The sequence below is a fragment of the Enterobacter cloacae complex sp. P40C2 genome (assembly GCF_014930695.1).
Classification (GTDB): Bacteria; Pseudomonadota; Gammaproteobacteria; order Enterobacterales; family Enterobacteriaceae; genus Enterobacter; species Enterobacter pasteurii.
Genome location: NZ_JADBRP010000001.1, coordinates 853,585 through 871,103, shown reverse-complemented (window position 1 = coordinate 871,103; position 17,519 = coordinate 853,585). Strand labels below are relative to the sequence as shown.

Annotated in this window: 14 protein-coding genes; 5 read left to right on the top strand and 9 right to left on the bottom strand. The window is 56.1% G+C overall.

The genetic code is table 11. The annotated features are described in order from the left end of the window. Positions 1–19 precede the first annotated feature (19 nt). The 3 genes from ldtD (at position 20) to IM304_RS04230 (ending at position 3,238) form a co-directional block, all read left to right on the top strand. Positions 20–1,843, top strand: a complete 1,824-nt coding sequence (gene ldtD, locus IM304_RS04240; RefSeq protein WP_193356372.1) for a L,D-transpeptidase — start codon at positions 20–22, stop codon at positions 1,841–1,843. Positions 1,844–2,018: 175 nt separating this feature from the next. Further along, a complete protein-coding gene (locus IM304_RS04235) occupies positions 2,019–2,570 on the top strand; it encodes a YcbK family protein (protein ID WP_176610717.1) in 552 nt (183 codons plus the stop codon). Positions 2,571–2,590: 20 nt separating this feature from the next. Next, positions 2,591–3,238, top strand: a complete 648-nt coding sequence (locus tag IM304_RS04230) for an MBL fold metallo-hydrolase (RefSeq protein ID WP_148421027.1) — start codon at positions 2,591–2,593, stop codon at positions 3,236–3,238. A 47-nt stretch (positions 3,239–3,285) separates the two neighbouring features. On the opposite strand, the gene IM304_RS04225 is transcribed toward IM304_RS04230, so the two are convergent. The 4 genes from IM304_RS04225 to pncB form a co-directional block, all read right to left on the bottom strand. After that, complete coding sequence (locus tag IM304_RS04225) at positions 3,286–4,476, bottom strand: amino acid aminotransferase (protein WP_148421024.1); 1,191 nt, start codon at positions 4,474–4,476, stop codon at positions 3,286–3,288. A gap of 185 nt (positions 4,477–4,661) precedes the next feature. Beyond that, positions 4,662–5,720: a porin OmpF gene (ompF, locus tag IM304_RS04220; protein ID WP_305038515.1), complete on the bottom strand. Its 1,059-nt coding sequence runs from the start codon at positions 5,718–5,720 to the stop codon at positions 4,662–4,664. Between the two features lie 606 nt (positions 5,721–6,326). Next, complete coding sequence (asnS, locus tag IM304_RS04215; protein ID WP_193356371.1) at positions 6,327–7,727, bottom strand: asparagine--tRNA ligase; 1,401 nt, start codon at positions 7,725–7,727, stop codon at positions 6,327–6,329. Positions 7,728–7,894: 167 nt separating this feature from the next. Further along, on the bottom strand, positions 7,895–9,097 hold the full coding sequence (gene pncB, locus IM304_RS04210; protein WP_148421020.1) for a nicotinate phosphoribosyltransferase: 1,203 nt from the start codon (positions 9,095–9,097) through the stop codon (positions 7,895–7,897). Positions 9,098–9,351: 254 nt separating this feature from the next. Between pncB and pepN the strand changes: the two genes are divergently transcribed. Then, positions 9,352–11,964, top strand: a complete 2,613-nt coding sequence (gene pepN, locus IM304_RS04205; RefSeq protein WP_193356370.1) for an aminopeptidase N — start codon at positions 9,352–9,354, stop codon at positions 11,962–11,964. A 51-nt stretch (positions 11,965–12,015) separates the two neighbouring features. Here pepN and ssuB read toward each other — a convergent pair whose 3' ends face one another. From ssuB to ssuE, 5 genes are read right to left on the bottom strand one after another with little or no spacing between them, the layout of a single operon-like run. Next, the gene (ssuB, locus tag IM304_RS04200) at positions 12,016–12,786 is read right to left on the bottom strand and encodes an aliphatic sulfonates ABC transporter ATP-binding protein (protein WP_148421017.1); all 771 of its coding nucleotides are present in this window, start codon (positions 12,784–12,786) and stop codon (positions 12,016–12,018) included. Continuing rightward, positions 12,783–13,574 carry an aliphatic sulfonate ABC transporter permease SsuC gene (gene ssuC / locus IM304_RS04195; RefSeq protein ID WP_193356369.1) on the bottom strand — a complete coding sequence of 264 codons (792 nt, stop codon included), beginning with the start codon at positions 13,572–13,574 and terminating at the stop codon, positions 12,783–12,785. The genes ssuB and ssuC overlap by 4 nt, the downstream gene beginning before the upstream one ends. A 9-nt stretch (positions 13,575–13,583) precedes the next feature. Next, a complete protein-coding gene (gene ssuD, locus IM304_RS04190) occupies positions 13,584–14,729 on the bottom strand; it encodes an FMNH2-dependent alkanesulfonate monooxygenase (RefSeq protein ID WP_148421012.1) in 1,146 nt (381 codons plus the stop codon). Beyond that, complete coding sequence (locus IM304_RS04185) at positions 14,726–15,688, bottom strand: sulfonate ABC transporter substrate-binding protein (RefSeq protein ID WP_193356368.1); 963 nt, start codon at positions 15,686–15,688, stop codon at positions 14,726–14,728. Before IM304_RS04185 ends, ssuD begins: the two co-directional genes overlap by 4 nt. Then, positions 15,681–16,256, bottom strand: a complete 576-nt coding sequence (gene ssuE / locus IM304_RS04180) for an NADPH-dependent FMN reductase (RefSeq protein ID WP_193356367.1) — start codon at positions 16,254–16,256, stop codon at positions 15,681–15,683. The genes IM304_RS04185 and ssuE overlap by 8 nt, the downstream gene beginning before the upstream one ends. Before the next feature lie 248 nt (positions 16,257–16,504). Between ssuE and pyrD the strand changes: the two genes are divergently transcribed. After that, positions 16,505–17,515, top strand: a complete 1,011-nt coding sequence (gene pyrD / locus IM304_RS04175) for a quinone-dependent dihydroorotate dehydrogenase (protein ID WP_148421006.1) — start codon at positions 16,505–16,507, stop codon at positions 17,513–17,515. The last annotated feature ends 4 nt before the right edge of the window (positions 17,516–17,519 follow it).

Below are 17,519 nucleotides of genomic sequence, written 5' to 3'. Positions count from 1 at the left end.
TAAAAACAGGGGGCAAGGGATGTTGCTTAAGAAAAATCGTGGTCGTCAGCTGTCTGCGCTGAGTTTGTGCCTGACAGTGATGTTTGCTCCACTGTTTACCGCTCAGGCCGACGAGCCTGAAATTGTGCCGACTGACAGCTCTGCGACGATGGGCGCGCAGCCGACGTCGCTGTCACAGCCGCTGGATCAGTCTCCGGCGACGGCCATTATGGCCGGCATTAAACCGCTGCCGGAAGGCATCGATACTGAATCACTACGCCAGCAGCTCATGACCGGGCTGCCTGCGGGCTATACTCCTGCCTATATCAACCAGCTTACGCTGCTGTACGCTGCGCGCGATATGAAACCGATGTGGGAAAACCGGGATGCGGTGCGCGCCTTCCAGCAGCAGCTGGCAGAAGTGGCGATTGCAGGTTTTCAGCCGCAGTTCACGGCCTGGGTTGAACTCCTCACCGATCCCGCCGTCACCGGCCAGGCGCGTGACGTGGTGCTGTCTGATGCCATGATGGGCTACCTGCAGTTTGTGGCGGGCATTTCGGTGAACGGTAACCGCTGGCTCTACAGCAATAAGCCGTACAGGCTGGCGACTCCTGCGCTGTCCGTAATTAATCAGTGGCAGCTGGCGCTGGACAACGGTGACCTGCCGCGCTTTATCGCAAGCCTGGCGCCTGCCCATCCGCAGTATGCCACCATGCATCAGTCGCTGCTTGAGCTGGTAGCGGATTCCCGCCCGTGGCCTCAGGTACGTGGGACAACCACGCTTCGTCCGGGGCAGTGGAGCAGCGATGTCCCGGCGATCCGCGAAATTATGAAACGCTCCGGCATTCTCGAAAGCGGTCCTAAGATTGCGCTGCCTGGCGACGATACGCAAAACGCGGTCGTCAGCCCGTCGGCCCCGGTAAAAGAGAAAAAGGCCGCTGCGCTGAGCAACAAACCCGCCGCCTACGATCGCGAACTGGTTGCGGCGGTTAAGCAGTTCCAGGCCGCGCAGGGGCTGGGCGCAGACGGGGTAATCGGTCCATCCACCCGCGACTGGCTGAACGTCTCGCCTGCTCAGCGCGCTGGGGTACTGGCGTTAAATATCCAGCGCCTGCGCCTGCTCCCGGGGACCTTATCCACCGGCATTATGGTTAACATTCCCGCTTATTCGCTGGTCTACTATCAGGACGGTAGCGAGGTGCTGGCCTCCCGGGTGATTGTGGGACGGCCTGACCGTAAAACGCCGATGATGAGCAGCGCCCTGAATAACGTGGTGGTGAACCCGCCGTGGAACGTGCCGCCAACGCTGGCGCGCAAGGATATTCTGCCTAAGGTCTGGAACGATCCTGGCTATCTTGAGCGTCATAACTATACGGTGATCCGCGGCTGGAACAGCAAAGAGACGATCGATCCGTGGATGGTTGACTGGTCAACGATTACGCCGTCGAACCTGCCGTTCCGTTTCCAGCAGGCGCCGGGTGCGCATAACTCGCTGGGGCGCTATAAATTCAACATGCCAAGTTCGGACGCTATCTATCTGCATGATACGCCGAACCATAACCTGTTTCAGAAAGATGCCCGCGCGCTCAGCTCAGGCTGCGTGCGTGTGAATAAGGCATCGGAGCTGGCGAATATGCTGTTGCAGGATGCGGGCTGGAACGACACGCGGATCTCCGATGCTCTCAAGCAGGGGGACACCCGTTACGTCAATATCCGCCACAATATTCCGGTCAACCTGTATTATCTCACCGCGTTTGTGGGCGCGGACGGGCGCACCCAGTACCGCACAGATATTTACAATTATGATCAGACAGCGCGATCCGGCGCACAAATTTTGCCAAAAGCGGAACAATTAATCAGGTAAATGAAGCAGTTCGGGGAAAATGATTGTCGTAAGTTATGGTGAATACGGGGCGATCTGGCTGCAGGCCGCGTATTTGCTGGGGTTGGGCGCCTTGACGTATCAGGCTTTGCCAGTTAAGGTGCCCTTCGTGCGCTAAGCATATTGACAATTTCTTTTACCTGTAGACCTGATTATCATGGACAAATTTGACGCTAATCGCCGCAAATTGCTGGCGTTAGGTGGCGTTGCGCTGGGCGCAGCGGCTATCCTTCCGACGCCAGCATTTGCCACCCTCTCGACACCTCGTCCGCGTATTTTAACGCTCAACAATCTGCATACTGGTGAGACGCTTAAGGCGGAGTTTTTCGATGGCAGAGGCTATATTCAGGATGAATTAGCAAGACTCAACCATTTTTTCCGTGATTTCCGCGCGAATAAAATCAAAGCCATCGACCCTGGACTGTTCGATCAGCTTTTCCGCCTGCAGGGCCTGCTGGGCACCAAAAGGCCGGTGCAGCTCATTTCTGGCTACCGCTCTCTGGACACCAACAATGAACTGCGCGCCCACAGCCGTGGGGTAGCGAAAAAAAGCTACCACACGAAAGGGCAGGCGATGGATTTCCATATTGAAGGCGTTTCGTTAGCCAATATTCGCAAAGCGGCGTTATCTATGCGCGCAGGTGGTGTAGGATACTACCCACGTAGCAACTTTGTGCATATTGATACCGGGCCGGTTCGGCACTGGTAATAACGAAACACAGGAGCAGTATGAACTATCGTATTATTCCGGTTACCGCGTTCTCACAGAACTGTTCATTGATCTGGTGTGAACAAACCAGGCTGGCCGCGCTTGTCGATCCCGGCGGTGACGCCGGGACAATCAGGCAGGAAGTCGCTGCCAGCGGCGTGACGCTGGTACAGATTTTACTGACCCACGGTCATCTCGACCATGTTGGGGCAGCGGCTGAACTGGCTGAACACTACGGTGTGCCGATTATCGGCCCGGAAAAAGAAGATGAGTTCTGGCTGCAGGGGTTACCCGCCCAAAGCCGCATGTTTGGCCTGGACGAGTGTCAGCCGTTGACGCCTGACCGCTGGCTGAACGAAGGTGAGCGCGTTAACGTAGGGAATGTGACTTTACAGGTGTTGCATTGTCCCGGGCATACGCCCGGCCATATCGTCTTCTTTGACGACCAGTCGCGGCTGCTGATTTCCGGTGACGTGATTTTCAAAGGCGGCGTAGGACGCAGCGATTTCCCGCGCGGCGATCACGGTCAGCTGATTCAGTCGATTAAGCAGAAGCTGTTGCCGCTGGGCGATGACGTGACGTTTATTCCGGGTCACGGTCCGATGTCGACGCTGGGCCATGAGCGGTTACATAACCCGTTCCTTCAGGATGAAATGCCTGTCTGGTAACCAGAAATAAAAAAGCCTGCTTATGCAGGCTTTTTTGTGGATGCAGATTACAGCACCGCGACAATGGCTTCGCACAGTGGCGCCATGTTGTCAGGCGTCATGCCTGCAACGTTCACGCGGCCAGAGGCAACGGCGTACACGCCAAACTCTTCACGCAGACGCAGCACCTGCTCTTTGGTCAGGCCGCTGAAGGAGAACATGCCGTTCTGCTTGATGATGAAGCTGAAATCACGATCGGCACCTTTCTCTGCCAGCGTGTTCACAAACAGCAGGCGCATGCGCTGAATGCGCTGACGCATATCGTTCAGCTCCTGTTCCCAGATAGCGCGCAGCGCATCGTTGCTCAGGATCGTCGCGACCACAGATGCACCGTGGGCTGGTGGGTTGGAGTAGTTAGCGCGGATCGCGGATTTCATCTGGCTGAAGGCGCGATCCACGATTTGCTCGTCAGCGGCCACCAGCGTACAGGCACCCACGCGCTCGTTATACAGGCCAAAGTTCTTGGAATAAGAACTGGCTACGATCAGCTCCTGATGCACCGCAGCGAACGCGCGCAGGCCTTCGGCGTCTTCTTCCAGACCACGGGCAAAGCCCTGGTAGGCGAAGTCGAACAGCGGCAGCCAGCCTTTTTCAACGGACAGCTTAGCCAGCTGTTCCCACTGCTCAAGGGTAGGATCGATACCGGTTGGGTTATGGCAGCAGCCGTGGAACAGCACCACGTCGCCCGCCTGGGCTTCGTTCAGGCTTGCCAGCAGACCGTCAAAGTCCAGAGCGTGGTTTGCCGCGTCGTAGTAGGCGTATTCACGCACTTCCAGACCCGCGGAATTGAATACGCTCTTATGGTTAGGCCAGCTTGGGTTGCTCACCCACACGCGCTTCACGGAGGTGTTTTTCGCCAGGAAATCTGCCGCCACGCGCAGTGCGCCGGTACCGCCAGGGGTCTGGGCCGTGCGGGCGCGTTTTTCGCTCACAATGGTGCTGCCTTTTCCGAACAGCAGCTCCTGGGTGCAGCGACCAAATTCAGGAATACCATCAATACCGAGGTAGTTTTTGGTGGTTTCGTTTTCCAGCAGGTACTGCTCAGCTTTTTTAACGCTGGTCAGTACCGGAGTTTTGCCGGTTTCATCTTTATATACACCAATACCCAGGTTGATTTTGCCAGGGCGGTCGTCGGCACGAAACAGATCGGCCAGGCCCAGAATTGGGTCGGCAGGAGCGGCAGTAATGTTCTCAAACATGACGAAGTTCCATTGTGATTACAGAAGTGAAATCCGCTATCAGGTTAACGGTAGATTTACAAAATGCCAACCGTTTGCGACGAAAAGCGTGCGGCTTTTCAAAAGTCGCTAAGTTTTATCTGCACAAATAAAAAAAACAGGGCCGAAGCCCTGTTTATTAAGCATATAACAATGCGGTGTGCTGATTAGAACTGGTAAACCAGACCCACAGCGACAACGTCGTCGTTGTTGATGCCCAGCTTGTTGTCGTCTTTCAGCTGGTTGATCTGGTAGTCAACATAGGTGGACATGTTTTTGTTGAAGTAGTAGGTCGCGCCAATGTCGATGTAGTTGATGTAGTCTTCGTCACCGATACCTTCTACGTCTTTCGCCTTAGATTTGTAGTAGGCGATGGATGGACGCAGGCCGAAGTCGAACTGGTACTGAGCAACGACAGAGAAGTCCTGAGACTTGTTAGCGAAACCATTGTCCAGACGTGCTGCGTTACGCATTTCGCCGTACACTGCCGCCAGGTAGATGTTGTTCGCGTCATATTTCAGACCGGTTGCCCACTGCTCAGCTTTATCGCCTTCGCCCCAGGCCAGGCTGGTTTGCTGTGCATCAGTACGGTCAGCCGCACCATAAGCACCAACAATGCCGAAGCCTTCGTATTCATAGCTCAGAGAGGTCGCCCAGCCGTCACCGTTAGAACGTAATGCGTCATCACGCTCGTTTTTGCCCAGGTACTGAAGGCCAAAGTTCAGACCATCGACCAGGCCGAAGAAGTTGCTGTTGCGGTATGTTGCCAGACCACCGGTACGGCCTGCGAAGAAGTTATCGCTCGCGCCGGTATCACCACCGAACTCAGGCAGCATATCGGTGATGCCGATTGCGTCATAGACCAGGCCGTAGTTACGACCGTAGTCGAAGGAGCCTGCATCACCAAATTTCAGACCTGCGAATGCCAGACGGGTTTTGTTGCCGTTCTGTGCATCGCCGCCTTCAGAGTTGTTACCCTGGAAGTTGTATTCCCACTGACCGTAACCAGTCAGCTGGTCGTTGATCTGAGTTTCGCCTTTGAAGCCCAGACGCGCGTAAGTTTTGTCGCCATCGTTGCCTGCGAAGTCAGAGAAGTAGTGCAGGCCAACTGCTTTACCGTAAAGATCTAATTTGTTGCCGTCTTTGTTATAGATTTCAGCAGCGTTTGCTGCACCGGCTACCAGCAGGGCAGGGACTACCACTGCCAGGATATTGCGCTTCATCATTATTTATTACCCTCATTGGTTTTTTTATGACACTCGCCACCGCCGTCAATAAATTCTGTCAATAAATATTTCCGGAACTATTGATGAGAGTTAGGTGTCTTTTTGTATCTGACAGGCATCTTTCCATTCATAGAAGCGTTTCGCTACACTGAAAGTGCTACAATCTTCAAGATTCGGTTACAAAAAGAAATTATGTGTAACTAAATGTGTATTTTAGGGAACTTTGTGAAGTACCTCAAATTTCAGCGGCATCTGGCGAATTAAACATCTCCTTTATTCCTATATATATGATTTGCTTATCTTTAATTTTGCTAAATGCATTACTTATAAACAGAAGCTAAACGGTGTGGATTTTCTTATGACCATAATAAGACGTCCGGATGGCTCTGGATTTGGTTGTTTTTTGTGCTATTAGTTAAGGAATGTATTAAGCGCAATAAGAATGAGGTTATTTTTTTGTTCACAGATATTTCGTGGAAACAAAACGTAACAGGTAGAGGTTATTGCGGGGTTGTGTTTTAAAGACGCTGACTTTCGACTGACGAAAACTGACATTGCAGGATAAAATAATGGCCAGCGTTTGCTGGCCATAGGTAAGAAGGTCGGTTAGAAGCTTGCGTTACGCGGCGTGCGCGGGAACGGAATCACATCACGCACGTTCTGAACACCGGTAACGTAGGCAATCAGACGCTCAAAGCCCAGACCGAAACCGGAGTGCGGAACGGTACCGTAGCGGCGCAGGTCGCGATACCAGCTGTAGTCAGCCGGGTTCAGACCCATCTCTTGCATACGCGCATCCAGCACATCCAGACGCTCTTCACGCTGGGAACCACCTATGATTTCACCGATGCCCGGTGCCAGGACGTCCATCGCGGCAACGGTTTTACCGTCTTCGTTAAGGCGCATATAGAACGCCTTAATGTCTTTCGGATAGTTTTTCACAACAACCGGCGCTTTAAAGTGCTTCTCTGCCAGATAACGTTCGTGCTCGGAGGAGAGATCCACGCCCCAGTAAACCGGGTTTTCGAACTTCTCGCCGCATTTTTCCAGGATAGCAACCGCATCGGTGTAATCTACCTGCGCGAAGTCCGCGGAGACAAAGCGCTCAAGACGGGCGATGGCATCGTTATCCACACGCTCAGCGAAGAATTTCATGTCGTCTGCGCGCTCTTCAAGAACGGCTTTGAACACGTATTTCAGCATCGCTTCCGCCAGGCCCGCAACGTCGTTCAGGTCGGCAAAGGCCACTTCCGGCTCCAGCATCCAGAATTCCGCCAGGTGGCGGCTGGTGTTGGAGTTTTCCGCACGGAAGGTTGGGCCGAAGGTATAGATCCTGGACAGCGCACAGGCATAGGTTTCACCGTTCAGCTGACCGGATACCGTCAGGAAGGCTTCTTTACCAAAGAAGTCTTTGTCGTAGTCGACTTTACCTTCCGGCGTACGCGGCAGGTTTTCCATATCCAGCGTTGAAACGCGGAACATTTCACCTGCACCTTCGGTGTCGGATGCGGTAATCAGCGGGGTAGAAACCCAGAAGTAACCCTGCTCGTTAAAGAAGCGATGCAGCGCCTGCGCCAGGGTGTGACGCACGCGGGCAACCGCACCAATCAGGTTGGTGCGCGGACGCAGGTGCGCGACTTCACGCAGATATTCGATGCTGTGACGCTTTGCAGCCATCGGGTAGGTATCCGGATCTTCAACCCAGCCGGTTACTTCCACAGATGTCGCCTGAATTTCGAAGCTCTGACCCTGGCCCGGAGAAGCCACCACAACGCCGGTAACGATCACGGAACAGCCTGTTGTCAGGTGCAGAACGTCGTCATTGTAATTGGGCAGAGAATTATTAATGACGGCCTGTACAGGATCAAAGCAGGAACCGTCATAGACGGCGAGGAAGGAGATGCCAGCTTTAGAATCTCGACGAGTACGCACCCATCCGCGCACGGTGACCTCCTGGTCAACGGCGACACGGCCCTGGAGTACGTCGGCTACAGGCACAACGCTCATAATATTCTCTCTGTTAATAGTCGGAAAAAATAAACACTTGTCCGCCCTTATAGGGGGGATATCTATGTTACCTGGCATCCGCTATCAGACAAGTAAATTTCGCTGTCTTAAGAGAAGAAATAAGAAATAAATAAGAGAAGGGGAGCCATGGAGGCTCCCCGAAGCGGTTAGCTGGCTTTTTTCACCAGGGGCAGATCGAAGGCTTTACGTAATGCGCGAACGAACGCTTTGTCATGGCAGATGGTTTTGCCCGGGCTGTCGGATAGCTTCGCCACCGGCTTGCCGTTACATTCCACCAGTTTTATGACAATGTTCAGCGGTTTCACCTGAGGGATATCGCAGGTCAGGCGCGTACCGATGCCGAAGCTAAGATTCACCCGAGAGGAGAAGTGGCGATAAAGGTCAACGGCTTTCGCGAGATCGAGGTTATCGGAGAAGACCAGCACCTTACTCATCGGGTCAATACCCAATTTTTCGTAATGGGCAATGGCTTTCTCACCCCATTCCACCGGATCCCCGGAGTCATGGCGTAAGCCCTGGTAGCGTTCAGCAAATTCAGGACCAAAGTCGCGCAGGAACGCGTCCATGGTAATACAGTCGGTGAGGGCAATGCCGAGCCGATCCGGGTATTCGTCAAGCCACGCGGCGAGGGCCGCGCGCTGGCTATTAGCGAGGTCAGGGCTAATTTGCTGGTGTGCCTGGAACCATTCGTGCGCCTGGGTGCCCATCGGGGTTAAATCCAGGCGACGCGCCAGATCGTAGTTGCTGGTACCAACAAACCAGGGCTCCTGCTGAAGGCGTCTGACGATGGCTTCCTGCACGTCGCGTGAGAAGCGGCGGCGCGTGCCAAAGTCCATCAGCCGGAAGCGGGACATATCCAGCCCTTCGGTCAGCTGGTTAAACTCAACGAGTTTATTTTCCAGCGCGGCAACGGCCTGGGTAACGCCGGTTTCCGGGGAACGATAGCGGTGGGCCAGCTCGCTGATTACGGCCAGGAGCGGCACTTCCCACATGATCACTTCGCGCCACGGGCCGGTCAGGCGGATGTCCAGCTTGCCGTTATCATTTGAGACGGTGACCTGTTCCGGGTTATAGCGGAAGTCGCGCAGCCAGTTCAGATAGTCCGCTTTGAAAAACGGCAGGCCAGAAAGCCATTGATATTCGTCATCCTGCAGCGCCAGATGCTGCATGGCATCGACCTGTTCACGAATGGCGTCTGCGTAGATACCCAGCAAGTCGTCACCCCGGCAGCGAAATTCCGCCGCAACATGAACATCATGATAGTGGTGAAACACGGCTTGCTGCATATGCAGCTTGTACGCGTCGGTATCCAGCAACGTATGCAGAACCGGAGAAGCGAATTGAGTCATAGGTGCGCTGTAGCATCCTCTCACGGGAGCGTTTAGTACAATAAACAACTCCGGAGTATACCTTGTTTAATGATTTATTGAACCCCGATCACAACATAAGCACACTTTATGGTCGAGTGCATTTCGTGCCCCGTGTTATAAAAATGTAGCAATAAAGGACGTTGTGCCTGAAAAGATGAACATTCTGCATAGCGCGTTTTACACAACAGGAATATATTGAATCGTTACTCGACAAACGATGCATAAGGTTTTCTATGACACAACAGCCACAAGCCAAATACCGCCACGACTACCGTGCGCCGGATTACCTGATTAGCGATATCGATCTGACGTTTGACCTGGATGCTACAAAAACCGTTGTGACGGCGGAAAGCCAGGTGACGCGCCAGAGCGCGACGGCCGTGCCGCTGCGTCTGGATGGTGAAGACCTGACGCTGGTCTCCCTGCATATTAATGATGAAGCCTGGTCAGACTATAAAGAAGAAGGCAACCAGCTGGTCATCGACAACCTGCCGGAACGCTTTACGCTACGCATCGTGAATGAAATCAGCCCTGCCGCCAATACCGCGCTGGAAGGGCTTTACCAGTCAGGCGTAGCCCTGTGTACCCAGTGTGAAGCAGAAGGTTTCCGCCACATTACCTGGTATCTGGATCGCCCGGACGTGCTGGCGCGCTTTACCACGAAAATTATTGCCGATAAAGCGCTGTACCCGTTCCTGCTCTCCAACGGTAACCGTATCGGCGAAGGCGAGCTGGAGAATGGCCGTCACTGGGTGCAGTGGCAGGATCCGTTCCCGAAACCGTGCTACCTGTTTGCGCTGGTGGCAGGGGATTTCGACGTCCTGCGCGATACCTTCAAAACCCGCTCTGGCCGTGAAGTGGCGCTGGAACTCTTCGTCGACCGTGGAAACCTTGACCGCGCGCCGTGGGCGATGACTTCCCTCATCAACTCCATGAAGTGGGACGAAGAGCGCTTTGGCCTCGAATACGACCTCGACATTTATATGATTGTCGCCGTCGACTTCTTCAATATGGGCGCGATGGAGAATAAGGGCCTTAACGTCTTTAACTCCAAATACGTGCTGGCGCGTACCGATACCGCCACCGATAAAGACTATCTCGATATCGAGCGCGTCATCGGTCACGAATATTTCCACAACTGGACCGGAAACCGCGTCACCTGCCGCGACTGGTTCCAGCTGAGCCTGAAAGAGGGCCTGACCGTCTTCCGCGATCAGGAGTTCAGCTCCGATCTGGGCTCGCGGGCGGTGAACCGCATCAACAACGTGCGCACCATGCGCGGCCTGCAGTTTGCGGAAGATGCCAGCCCCATGGCGCACCCCATCCGTCCGGATAAAGTGATTGAGATGAACAACTTCTACACCCTGACGGTGTATGAAAAAGGTGCTGAAATTATCCGTATGATCCACACCCTGCTGGGTGAAGCGAACTTCCAGAAAGGGATGCAGCTTTACTTCGAGCGCCACGACGGCAGCGCGGCCACCTGCGACGACTTCGTGCAGGCAATGGAAGACGCGTCCAACGTCGATCTCTCTCATTTCCGCCGCTGGTACAGCCAGGCCGGAACGCCGATTGTCACCGTGAAAGACGATTACAATCCGGAAACCGAGCAGTACACGCTGACCATCAGCCAGCGCACGCCGCCAACGGCCGAGCAGGAGGAAAAACATCCGCTGCACATTCCGTTCAGCATTGAACTGTACGACAACGAAGGCAACGCGATCCCGTTGCAGAAGGGCGGGCATCCGGTCCATAACGTGCTGAACGTAACCCAGGCGGAGCAGACCTTTATCTTCGATAACGTCTACTTCCAGCCGGTTCCTGCGCTGCTGTGTGAGTTCTCCGCGCCGGTTAAGCTGGAGTACAAGTGGAGCGATCAGCAGCTGACGTTCCTGATGCGTCACGCGCGCAATGATTTCTCTCGCTGGGATGCGGCGCAAAGCCTGCTGGCGACGTACATCAAGCTGAACGTCAACCGTTACCAGCAGGGCCAGCCGCTGACGCTGCCGGTGCATGTGGCAGATGCCTTCCGCGCCATACTGCTGGATGAGAAGATTGACCCGGCGCTGGCGGCTGAAATTCTGACGCTGCCGTCCGCGACCGAAATCGCGGAGCTGTTCGACATCATTGACCCGATTGCGATTGTGGCCGTGCGTGAAGCGCTGACCCGCACGCTGGCGACCGAACTGGCGGATGAATTCCTCGCCATCTATAACGCCAACAGGCTGGACGCCTATCGCGTGGAGCATGCGGACATTGGCAAGCGTTCCCTGCGCAATACCTGCCTGCGCTACCTTGCGTTTGGCGAGGCTGAGCTGGCAAACGTGCTGGTAAGCAAGCAGTATCACGAAGCGGATAACATGACGGATGCGCTGGCCGCGCTGGCGGCGAGCGTTGCCGCCGAGCTGCCGTGCCGTGACGCGCTGATGCAGGAGTACGACGACAGGTGGCACGAGGATGGTCTGGTGATGGACAAATGGTTCATCCTGCAGGCCACCAGCCCGGCGGCCGATGCGCTGAGCAAGGTCCGCAGCCTGCTCAGGCACCGTTCGTTCACCATGAGCAACCCGAACCGCGTACGCTCGCTGATTGGCGCGTTTGCCAGCAGCAACCCGGCCGCGTTCCATGCCGAAGACGGCAGCGGCTATCAGTTCATGGTGGAAATGCTCACCGAGCTGAACAGCCGTAACCCGCAGGTGGCGTCTCGCCTGATTGAGCCGCTAATCCGCCTGAAGCGCTACGACGCGCAGCGTCAGGCGAAAATGCGAGCCGCGCTTGAGCAGCTGAAAGGGCTGGAAAACCTGTCTGGCGATCTGTACGAAAAGATTGCGAAGGCGCTGGCCTGATAGAAAGCTTAACCCTCCCTCTCCCACAGGGAGAGGGCCGGGGTGAGGGCATCAGGCATTAGCTTTAATCAACGCGCGCTCGTTCACCCCACGCTTCATTACCCTGTCCAGCACTTCCGCCTCCAGCTCCGCCAGTCTTGCCGCGCCCACGCGGCGAGGGCGTGGAATGTCCACCGTCAGATCCAGACCAATTTTTCCCTCTTCTATTAACAGCACCCGGTCGGCCATCGCCACGGCTTCACTGACGTCGTGCGTCACCAGCAGCACCGTAAAACCGTGCGTCTGCCAGAGAGACGCAATCAGATCCTGCATCTCGATTCGCGTCAGGGCATCGAGCGCGCCGAGCGGTTCATCAAGCAGCAGCAGGCCGGGACGGTGAATTAACGCCCGCGCCAGGGCCACGCGCTGCTTCTGACCGCCCGACAGCGCCGCAGGCCATTCACCCGCGCGATCCTCCAGCCCGACCGCGGCGAGTGCCTGCCGGGCCTCCTCCCGCCAGCTGCCTTTCAGACCAAGCCCGACGTTATCCATCACCGTTTTCCACGGCAGCAGGCGCGCGTCCTGAAACATCATGCGCGTATCGTCCTGAATGTTGGCCAGCGGCGTGGTGCCCGCCAGAATGTCACCCCCGTTGGGGGCTTCCAGCCCGGCTAAAAGACGCAGCAGGGTGCTTTTTCCGCCGCCGCTGCGGCCGACAACGGCCACAAACTGTCCGGCGGGAATATGCAGATCCAGCGCGTTCAGAATGGTTTTTTCGCCGTAGCGTTTGGTTACGCCGCTTAACAGCAACGGTGTCCCCTGATTCAGTCGTGCAGTATTCATGCTTTCGCCTCCTGAGCGGTATAGGCCGGGTTCCAGCGCAGCCAGGTTCGCTCCAGCCACTGGGCGCTGACGTCTGCGAGTTTGCCGAGCAGGGCATAAAGGATAATGGCAACCACCACCACGTCCGTTTGCAGAAACTCCCGGGCGTTCATCGCCAGATAGCCAATGCCGGAGTTAGCCGAAATGGTTTCCGCCACGATCAGGGTCAGCCACATCAGGCCGAGCGCAAAACGCACGCCGACCATGATGGAGGGAAGGGCGCCCGGCAGAATGACATGCGTAAACAGGGCAAAACCCGACAGGCCATAGCTGCGGGCCATCTCCACCAGGCCGCGATCGATATTGCGGATCCCATGCCAGGTATTGATATAGATCGGGAACAGCGTCCCCAGCGCCACGAGAAAGATTTTTGCGCTCTCATCTATGCCAAACCACAGGATGACCAGCGGGATCAGCGCCAGGTGCAGCACGTTGCGCAGCATCTGCACGGAGGTGTCCAGCAGCCGCTCTCCCCAGCGGGAGAGACCGCTGATCAGCCCAAGCGTCAGGCCGATGCTGCCGCCAATCGAAAAACCGATTGCCGCACGCCAGGAGCTGATAGCCAGATGCTGCCACAGCTCGCCGCTGGCGCTTAGCGACCAGAATGCTTCGACAACGCCCTCCGGAGAGGGCAGGATGCGGCTCGACAGCCAGCCGGTTGAAGACGCCAGCTGCCAGACAAGGACAATGCCGACGGGTAAGAACCACGGCGCGGCGCGCAGCAGCCATTTTTGTGCGTTTGCGGACATAGAGGCTCCTTAGCTTTGCGCGACTTTTCCCGGAATAAACGCGTTCGCCACCGCTTCGCCCTGCAGCTGAAGCTGCCGCGGCTGCGGAATGTCCGGAACAGCGACATCCAGATGCGGGAACAGCAGCTCGCCCACCCTGTACGCCTCTTCCAGATGCGGATAGCCGGAGAGGATAACGCTGTCGATGCCCAGCTCCGCGTATTCATTGATGCGTGCCGCTACGGTTGGGCCGTCACCTACCAGTGCCGTCCCGGCGCCGCCGCGCACCAGACCTACGCCGGCCCACAGGTTCGGGCTGATTTCCAGATTTTCTCGCCTGCCGTTGTGCAGCGACGCCATCCGGTGCTGACCCACGGAGTCGGTACTGGCAAACGCCGCCTGTGCCCTGGCGATGGTGTCGTCGTCCAGATGGGAAATTAACCGGTCGGCGGCCTGCCAGGCCTCTTCGCTGGTTTCGCGCACAATCACGTGCAGGCGAATACCGAAGCGCACCTTGCGGCCATGTTCAGCCGCTTTAGCGCGTACCTGGGCAATCTTTTCCTTCACCAGCGCGGGCGGCTCGCCCCAGGTCAGATAGAGATCGACCTGCTCAGCCGCCAGATCCTGCGCCACGTCCGATGAACCACCGAAATAGAGGGGAGGGCGCGGCTGCTGAACCGGCGGGAAGTAGAGTTTCGCATCCCGAACGTGGATATGCTTTCCTTCGAAGGTGACGGTTTCACCCTCCAGCAGCCGCCGCCAGACGCGTGTGAACTCGGCGGAGGCTTCATAACGTTCGGTGTGATCGAGGAATACGCCGTCTCCCGCCAGCTCCTGCGGATCGCTGCCGGTGACCAGATTGAACAGCGCGCGCCCGTTGGACAGCCTGTCCAGCGTTGCCGCCTGACGCGCCGCGACGGTTGGCGATACCACGCTCGGGCGCAGCGCCACCAGGAATTTCAGACGCTGGGTGACGGGGATCATTGAGGCGGCAACCAGCCAGGCATCCTCGCACGAGCGGCCCGTCGGGATCAGCACCCCGGTAAAACCGATGCGGTCTGCCGCCTGTGCTATCTGCTGAAGGTAGCCGTGGTCGACCGGGCGAGCGCCTTCTTCTGTGCCAAGATAGCGTCCATCACCGTGGGTGGGTAAAAACCAGAAAAGATTCAGACTCATGATTTTTTTCCTTTAATGCCTGCGGGTTGCCAGATGCGTTCGCGAATATTTACCTGCTTTGGAACCAGGCGGTTTTGATAAAAAAGATCTGCCGTTTGCTGCTGGAGGGCGGCAACGCGTGCGTCAACCGGGGCGATGGTGGTTGGTGGACGGTGGTCAAGGTAGGTGGCGATCACCGGCTCAGGCAAGCCCATGGTTTTCGCGAGCAGCGTTACGCTCTGCTGACGCTGGGTCTGGGTCAGCGCATCGGCCTGCGTGAAGGTATCTAGCACCTCCTGAATAAAGGCGCCGTTCTTTTCGGCGTACGACCGCGCTGCAAGGTAGAACGAACCCGTCTGTTTCAGGGACGTGCCGTCTTTCAGCACCCGCACGCTGCCCTGCAGCAGGGCGGCAGAGTAGTACGGATCCCAGATAGTCCAGGCATCAACGTTCTTTTGCTGGAACGCCGCGCGCGCATCGGCAGGCGTCAGGTAAACGGGCTGTATATCGGTGAACGACAGGCCAGCCTCCTGCAACGCGCGCAGCAGCAGGTTGTGCGAGCTTGAGCCTTTCTGGAAAGCAACCTTATGCCCTTTCAGATCGGCGACGCGTTTAATCCCGCTATTTTCCGGCACCAGGATCACCTCTGCCTTTGGCTTCGCGGGTTCAACGCCAACGTAAACCAGGTCCGCCCCGGCTGCCTGCGCAAATATCGGCGGAATGTCGCCGGTGCTGCCTAAATCAATACTCCCGACGTTCAGGGCCTCCAGCATTTGGGGGCCGGCAGGGAATTCGACCCAAGAGAATGTAGTGTCCGGGAAGCGTTTTTCCAAAAGCGCGTGGCTTTTCGCCAGCACCATGCTGACGCTGCCTTTCTGATAGCCAATGCGCAGGCTCTCCGGTGCGGCCTCCGCCGCCTGTGCCAGCGACGCGACTGCCAGCAGGCCCGCCAGCCCGATACGGGTAAGGATTTTAAACATGCGCTACTCCTTGTGGTTGACGACGTGCCTCTGCATGGCGTTCCCGGCGGTTCAGGGCGTGCCAGAAGGTATCAAGCGCGCTGTCGAGGCGGGTTTGCAGGTTCGGGGTGAAGTGTGGCTTGTGCTGGTAATCAATAACCTGCGAGTCGTCTGCGAAGACGCCGTGCAGGATCTCCTGCGCCTTCAGCGCGTTCAGAACGGGCTTGAGGGCGTAATCCACCGCCAGCAAATGGGCCACGGTACCGCCGGTGGCCAGCGGCAGGACGACCTTGCCGTCCAGCGCGCGTTCGGGCAGCAGATCGAGCAGGGTTTTCAGCGCACCCGAAAAAGAGGCTTTATAAATGGGCGTCGCGACGATCAGTCCATCCGCGCCTTTAAGCTGTTCTGTCAGGGTTTTCAGCGCCGGGCTGTCAAAACGGGCGTAGAGCAGATCTTCAGGGTCGAAATTGTGCAGATTCCAGTGGCATACCTCCACATCCAGAGCATTAAGCTTTTCGCGGGCGTATTCCAGCAGGGCGCTGGAGCGAGAGGGGAAGCGCGGGCTTCCGGCCAGAGTAATGACGCGCATGGTTGCTCCTTATAACTAATTGTTTGCTTTTATCTAACATTCATAACAATTTTCAGGAGTGTGACATTGCGCCGTTATTCCACTAAATGATTTATCCTCAGGTTGAATGCCAAAAAATGCATAAGAAGTCTTCCCGAAGGAAACGATTGCGTTTTACTCGGCTTTTTTTGCCACAGGTCAATTCCCTTTCCGTGCCGGATCGCACATAATCCCCTCCCGGTTTGCACACCGGGAATCCAGGAGAGTTCATGTACTACCCCTTCGTTCGTAAAGCCCTTTTCCAGCTCGATCCAGAGCGCGCTCATGAATTGACGTTTCAGCAGTTACGCCGCATTACCGGAACGCCTTTAGCGGCGCTGGTGCGCCAGAACGTGCCGGAAAAACCTGTGCAGTGCATGGGCCTGACCTTCAAGAATCCGCTGGGCCTCGCGGCCGGCCTGGATAAAAATGGCGAATGCATTGATGCACTCGGTGCGATGGGCTTTGGCTCGATCGAAATCGGGACGGTGACGCCGCGCCCGCAGCCGGGTAACGACAAGCCGCGCCTGTTCCGCCTGGTCGAAGCCGAAGGGCTGATCAACCGCATGGGCTTTAATAACCTCGGTGTCGATCATCTGGTAGAGAACGTAAAAAAAGCCCATTTTGATGGCGTGCTGGGTATTAATATCGGTAAAAATAAAGACACCCCAGTCGAGCAGGGTAAAGATGACTATCTGATTTGTATGGAAAAAGTCTACGCCTATGCCGGTTATATCGCGGTGAATATTTCATCACCAAACACCCCGGGGCTGCGTTCATTACAATATGGCGAAGCGCTCGACGATCTTCTCAGCGCCATTAAAAATAAACAAACGGAGCTGCAGGCGAGCCACCATAAATATGTTCCGGTCGCGGTTAAGATCGCTCCGGATCTTTCTCCTGAAGAATTGATCCAGGTTGCCGACAGTTTAGTTCGCCATAATATTGATGGCGTTATTGCGACCAATACGACGCTCGATCGATCCCTCGTTCAGGGAATGAAAAACTGTGACGAAGCGGGTGGTTTAAGCGGCCGTCCGGTACAATTAAAAAGCACCGAAATTATTCGCGCACTTTCTGCGGAATTAAAAGGCCAGCTGCCGATTATTGGGGTGGGCGGCATTGATTCCGTCATCGCTGCGCGTGAAAAGATGGCGGCGGGCGCATCGCTGGTGCAAATTTATTCCGGCTTTATTTTTAAAGGGCCGCCGTTGATTAAAGAAATTGTCACCCATATCTAATCTT

Coding starts and splice junctions, on each gene's coding strand:
- ldtD (WP_193356372.1), top strand. CDS start 20: ATGTTGCTTAAGAAAAATCGTGGTCGTCAGCTGTCTGCGCTGAGTTTG.
- IM304_RS04235 (WP_176610717.1), top strand. CDS start 2,019: ATGGACAAATTTGACGCTAATCGCCGCAAATTGCTGGCGTTAGGTGGC.
- IM304_RS04230 (WP_148421027.1), top strand. CDS start 2,591: ATGAACTATCGTATTATTCCGGTTACCGCGTTCTCACAGAACTGTTCA.
- IM304_RS04225 (WP_148421024.1), bottom strand. CDS start 4,476: ATGTTTGAGAACATTACTGCCGCTCCTGCCGACCCAATTCTGGGCCTG.
- ompF (WP_305038515.1), bottom strand. CDS start 5,720: ATGATGAAGCGCAATATCCTGGCAGTGGTAGTCCCTGCCCTGCTGGTA.
- asnS (WP_193356371.1), bottom strand. CDS start 7,727: ATGAGCGTTGTGCCTGTAGCCGACGTACTCCAGGGCCGTGTCGCCGTT.
- pncB (WP_148421020.1), bottom strand. CDS start 9,097: ATGACTCAATTCGCTTCTCCGGTTCTGCATACGTTGCTGGATACCGAC.
- pepN (WP_193356370.1), top strand. CDS start 9,352: ATGACACAACAGCCACAAGCCAAATACCGCCACGACTACCGTGCGCCG.
- ssuB (WP_148421017.1), bottom strand. CDS start 12,786: ATGAATACTGCACGACTGAATCAGGGGACACCGTTGCTGTTAAGCGGC.
- ssuC (WP_193356369.1), bottom strand. CDS start 13,574: ATGTCCGCAAACGCACAAAAATGGCTGCTGCGCGCCGCGCCGTGGTTC.
- ssuD (WP_148421012.1), bottom strand. CDS start 14,729: ATGAGTCTGAATCTTTTCTGGTTTTTACCCACCCACGGTGATGGACGC.
- IM304_RS04185 (WP_193356368.1), bottom strand. CDS start 15,688: ATGTTTAAAATCCTTACCCGTATCGGGCTGGCGGGCCTGCTGGCAGTC.
- ssuE (WP_193356367.1), bottom strand. CDS start 16,256: ATGCGCGTCATTACTCTGGCCGGAAGCCCGCGCTTCCCCTCTCGCTCC.
- pyrD (WP_148421006.1), top strand. CDS start 16,505: ATGTACTACCCCTTCGTTCGTAAAGCCCTTTTCCAGCTCGATCCAGAG.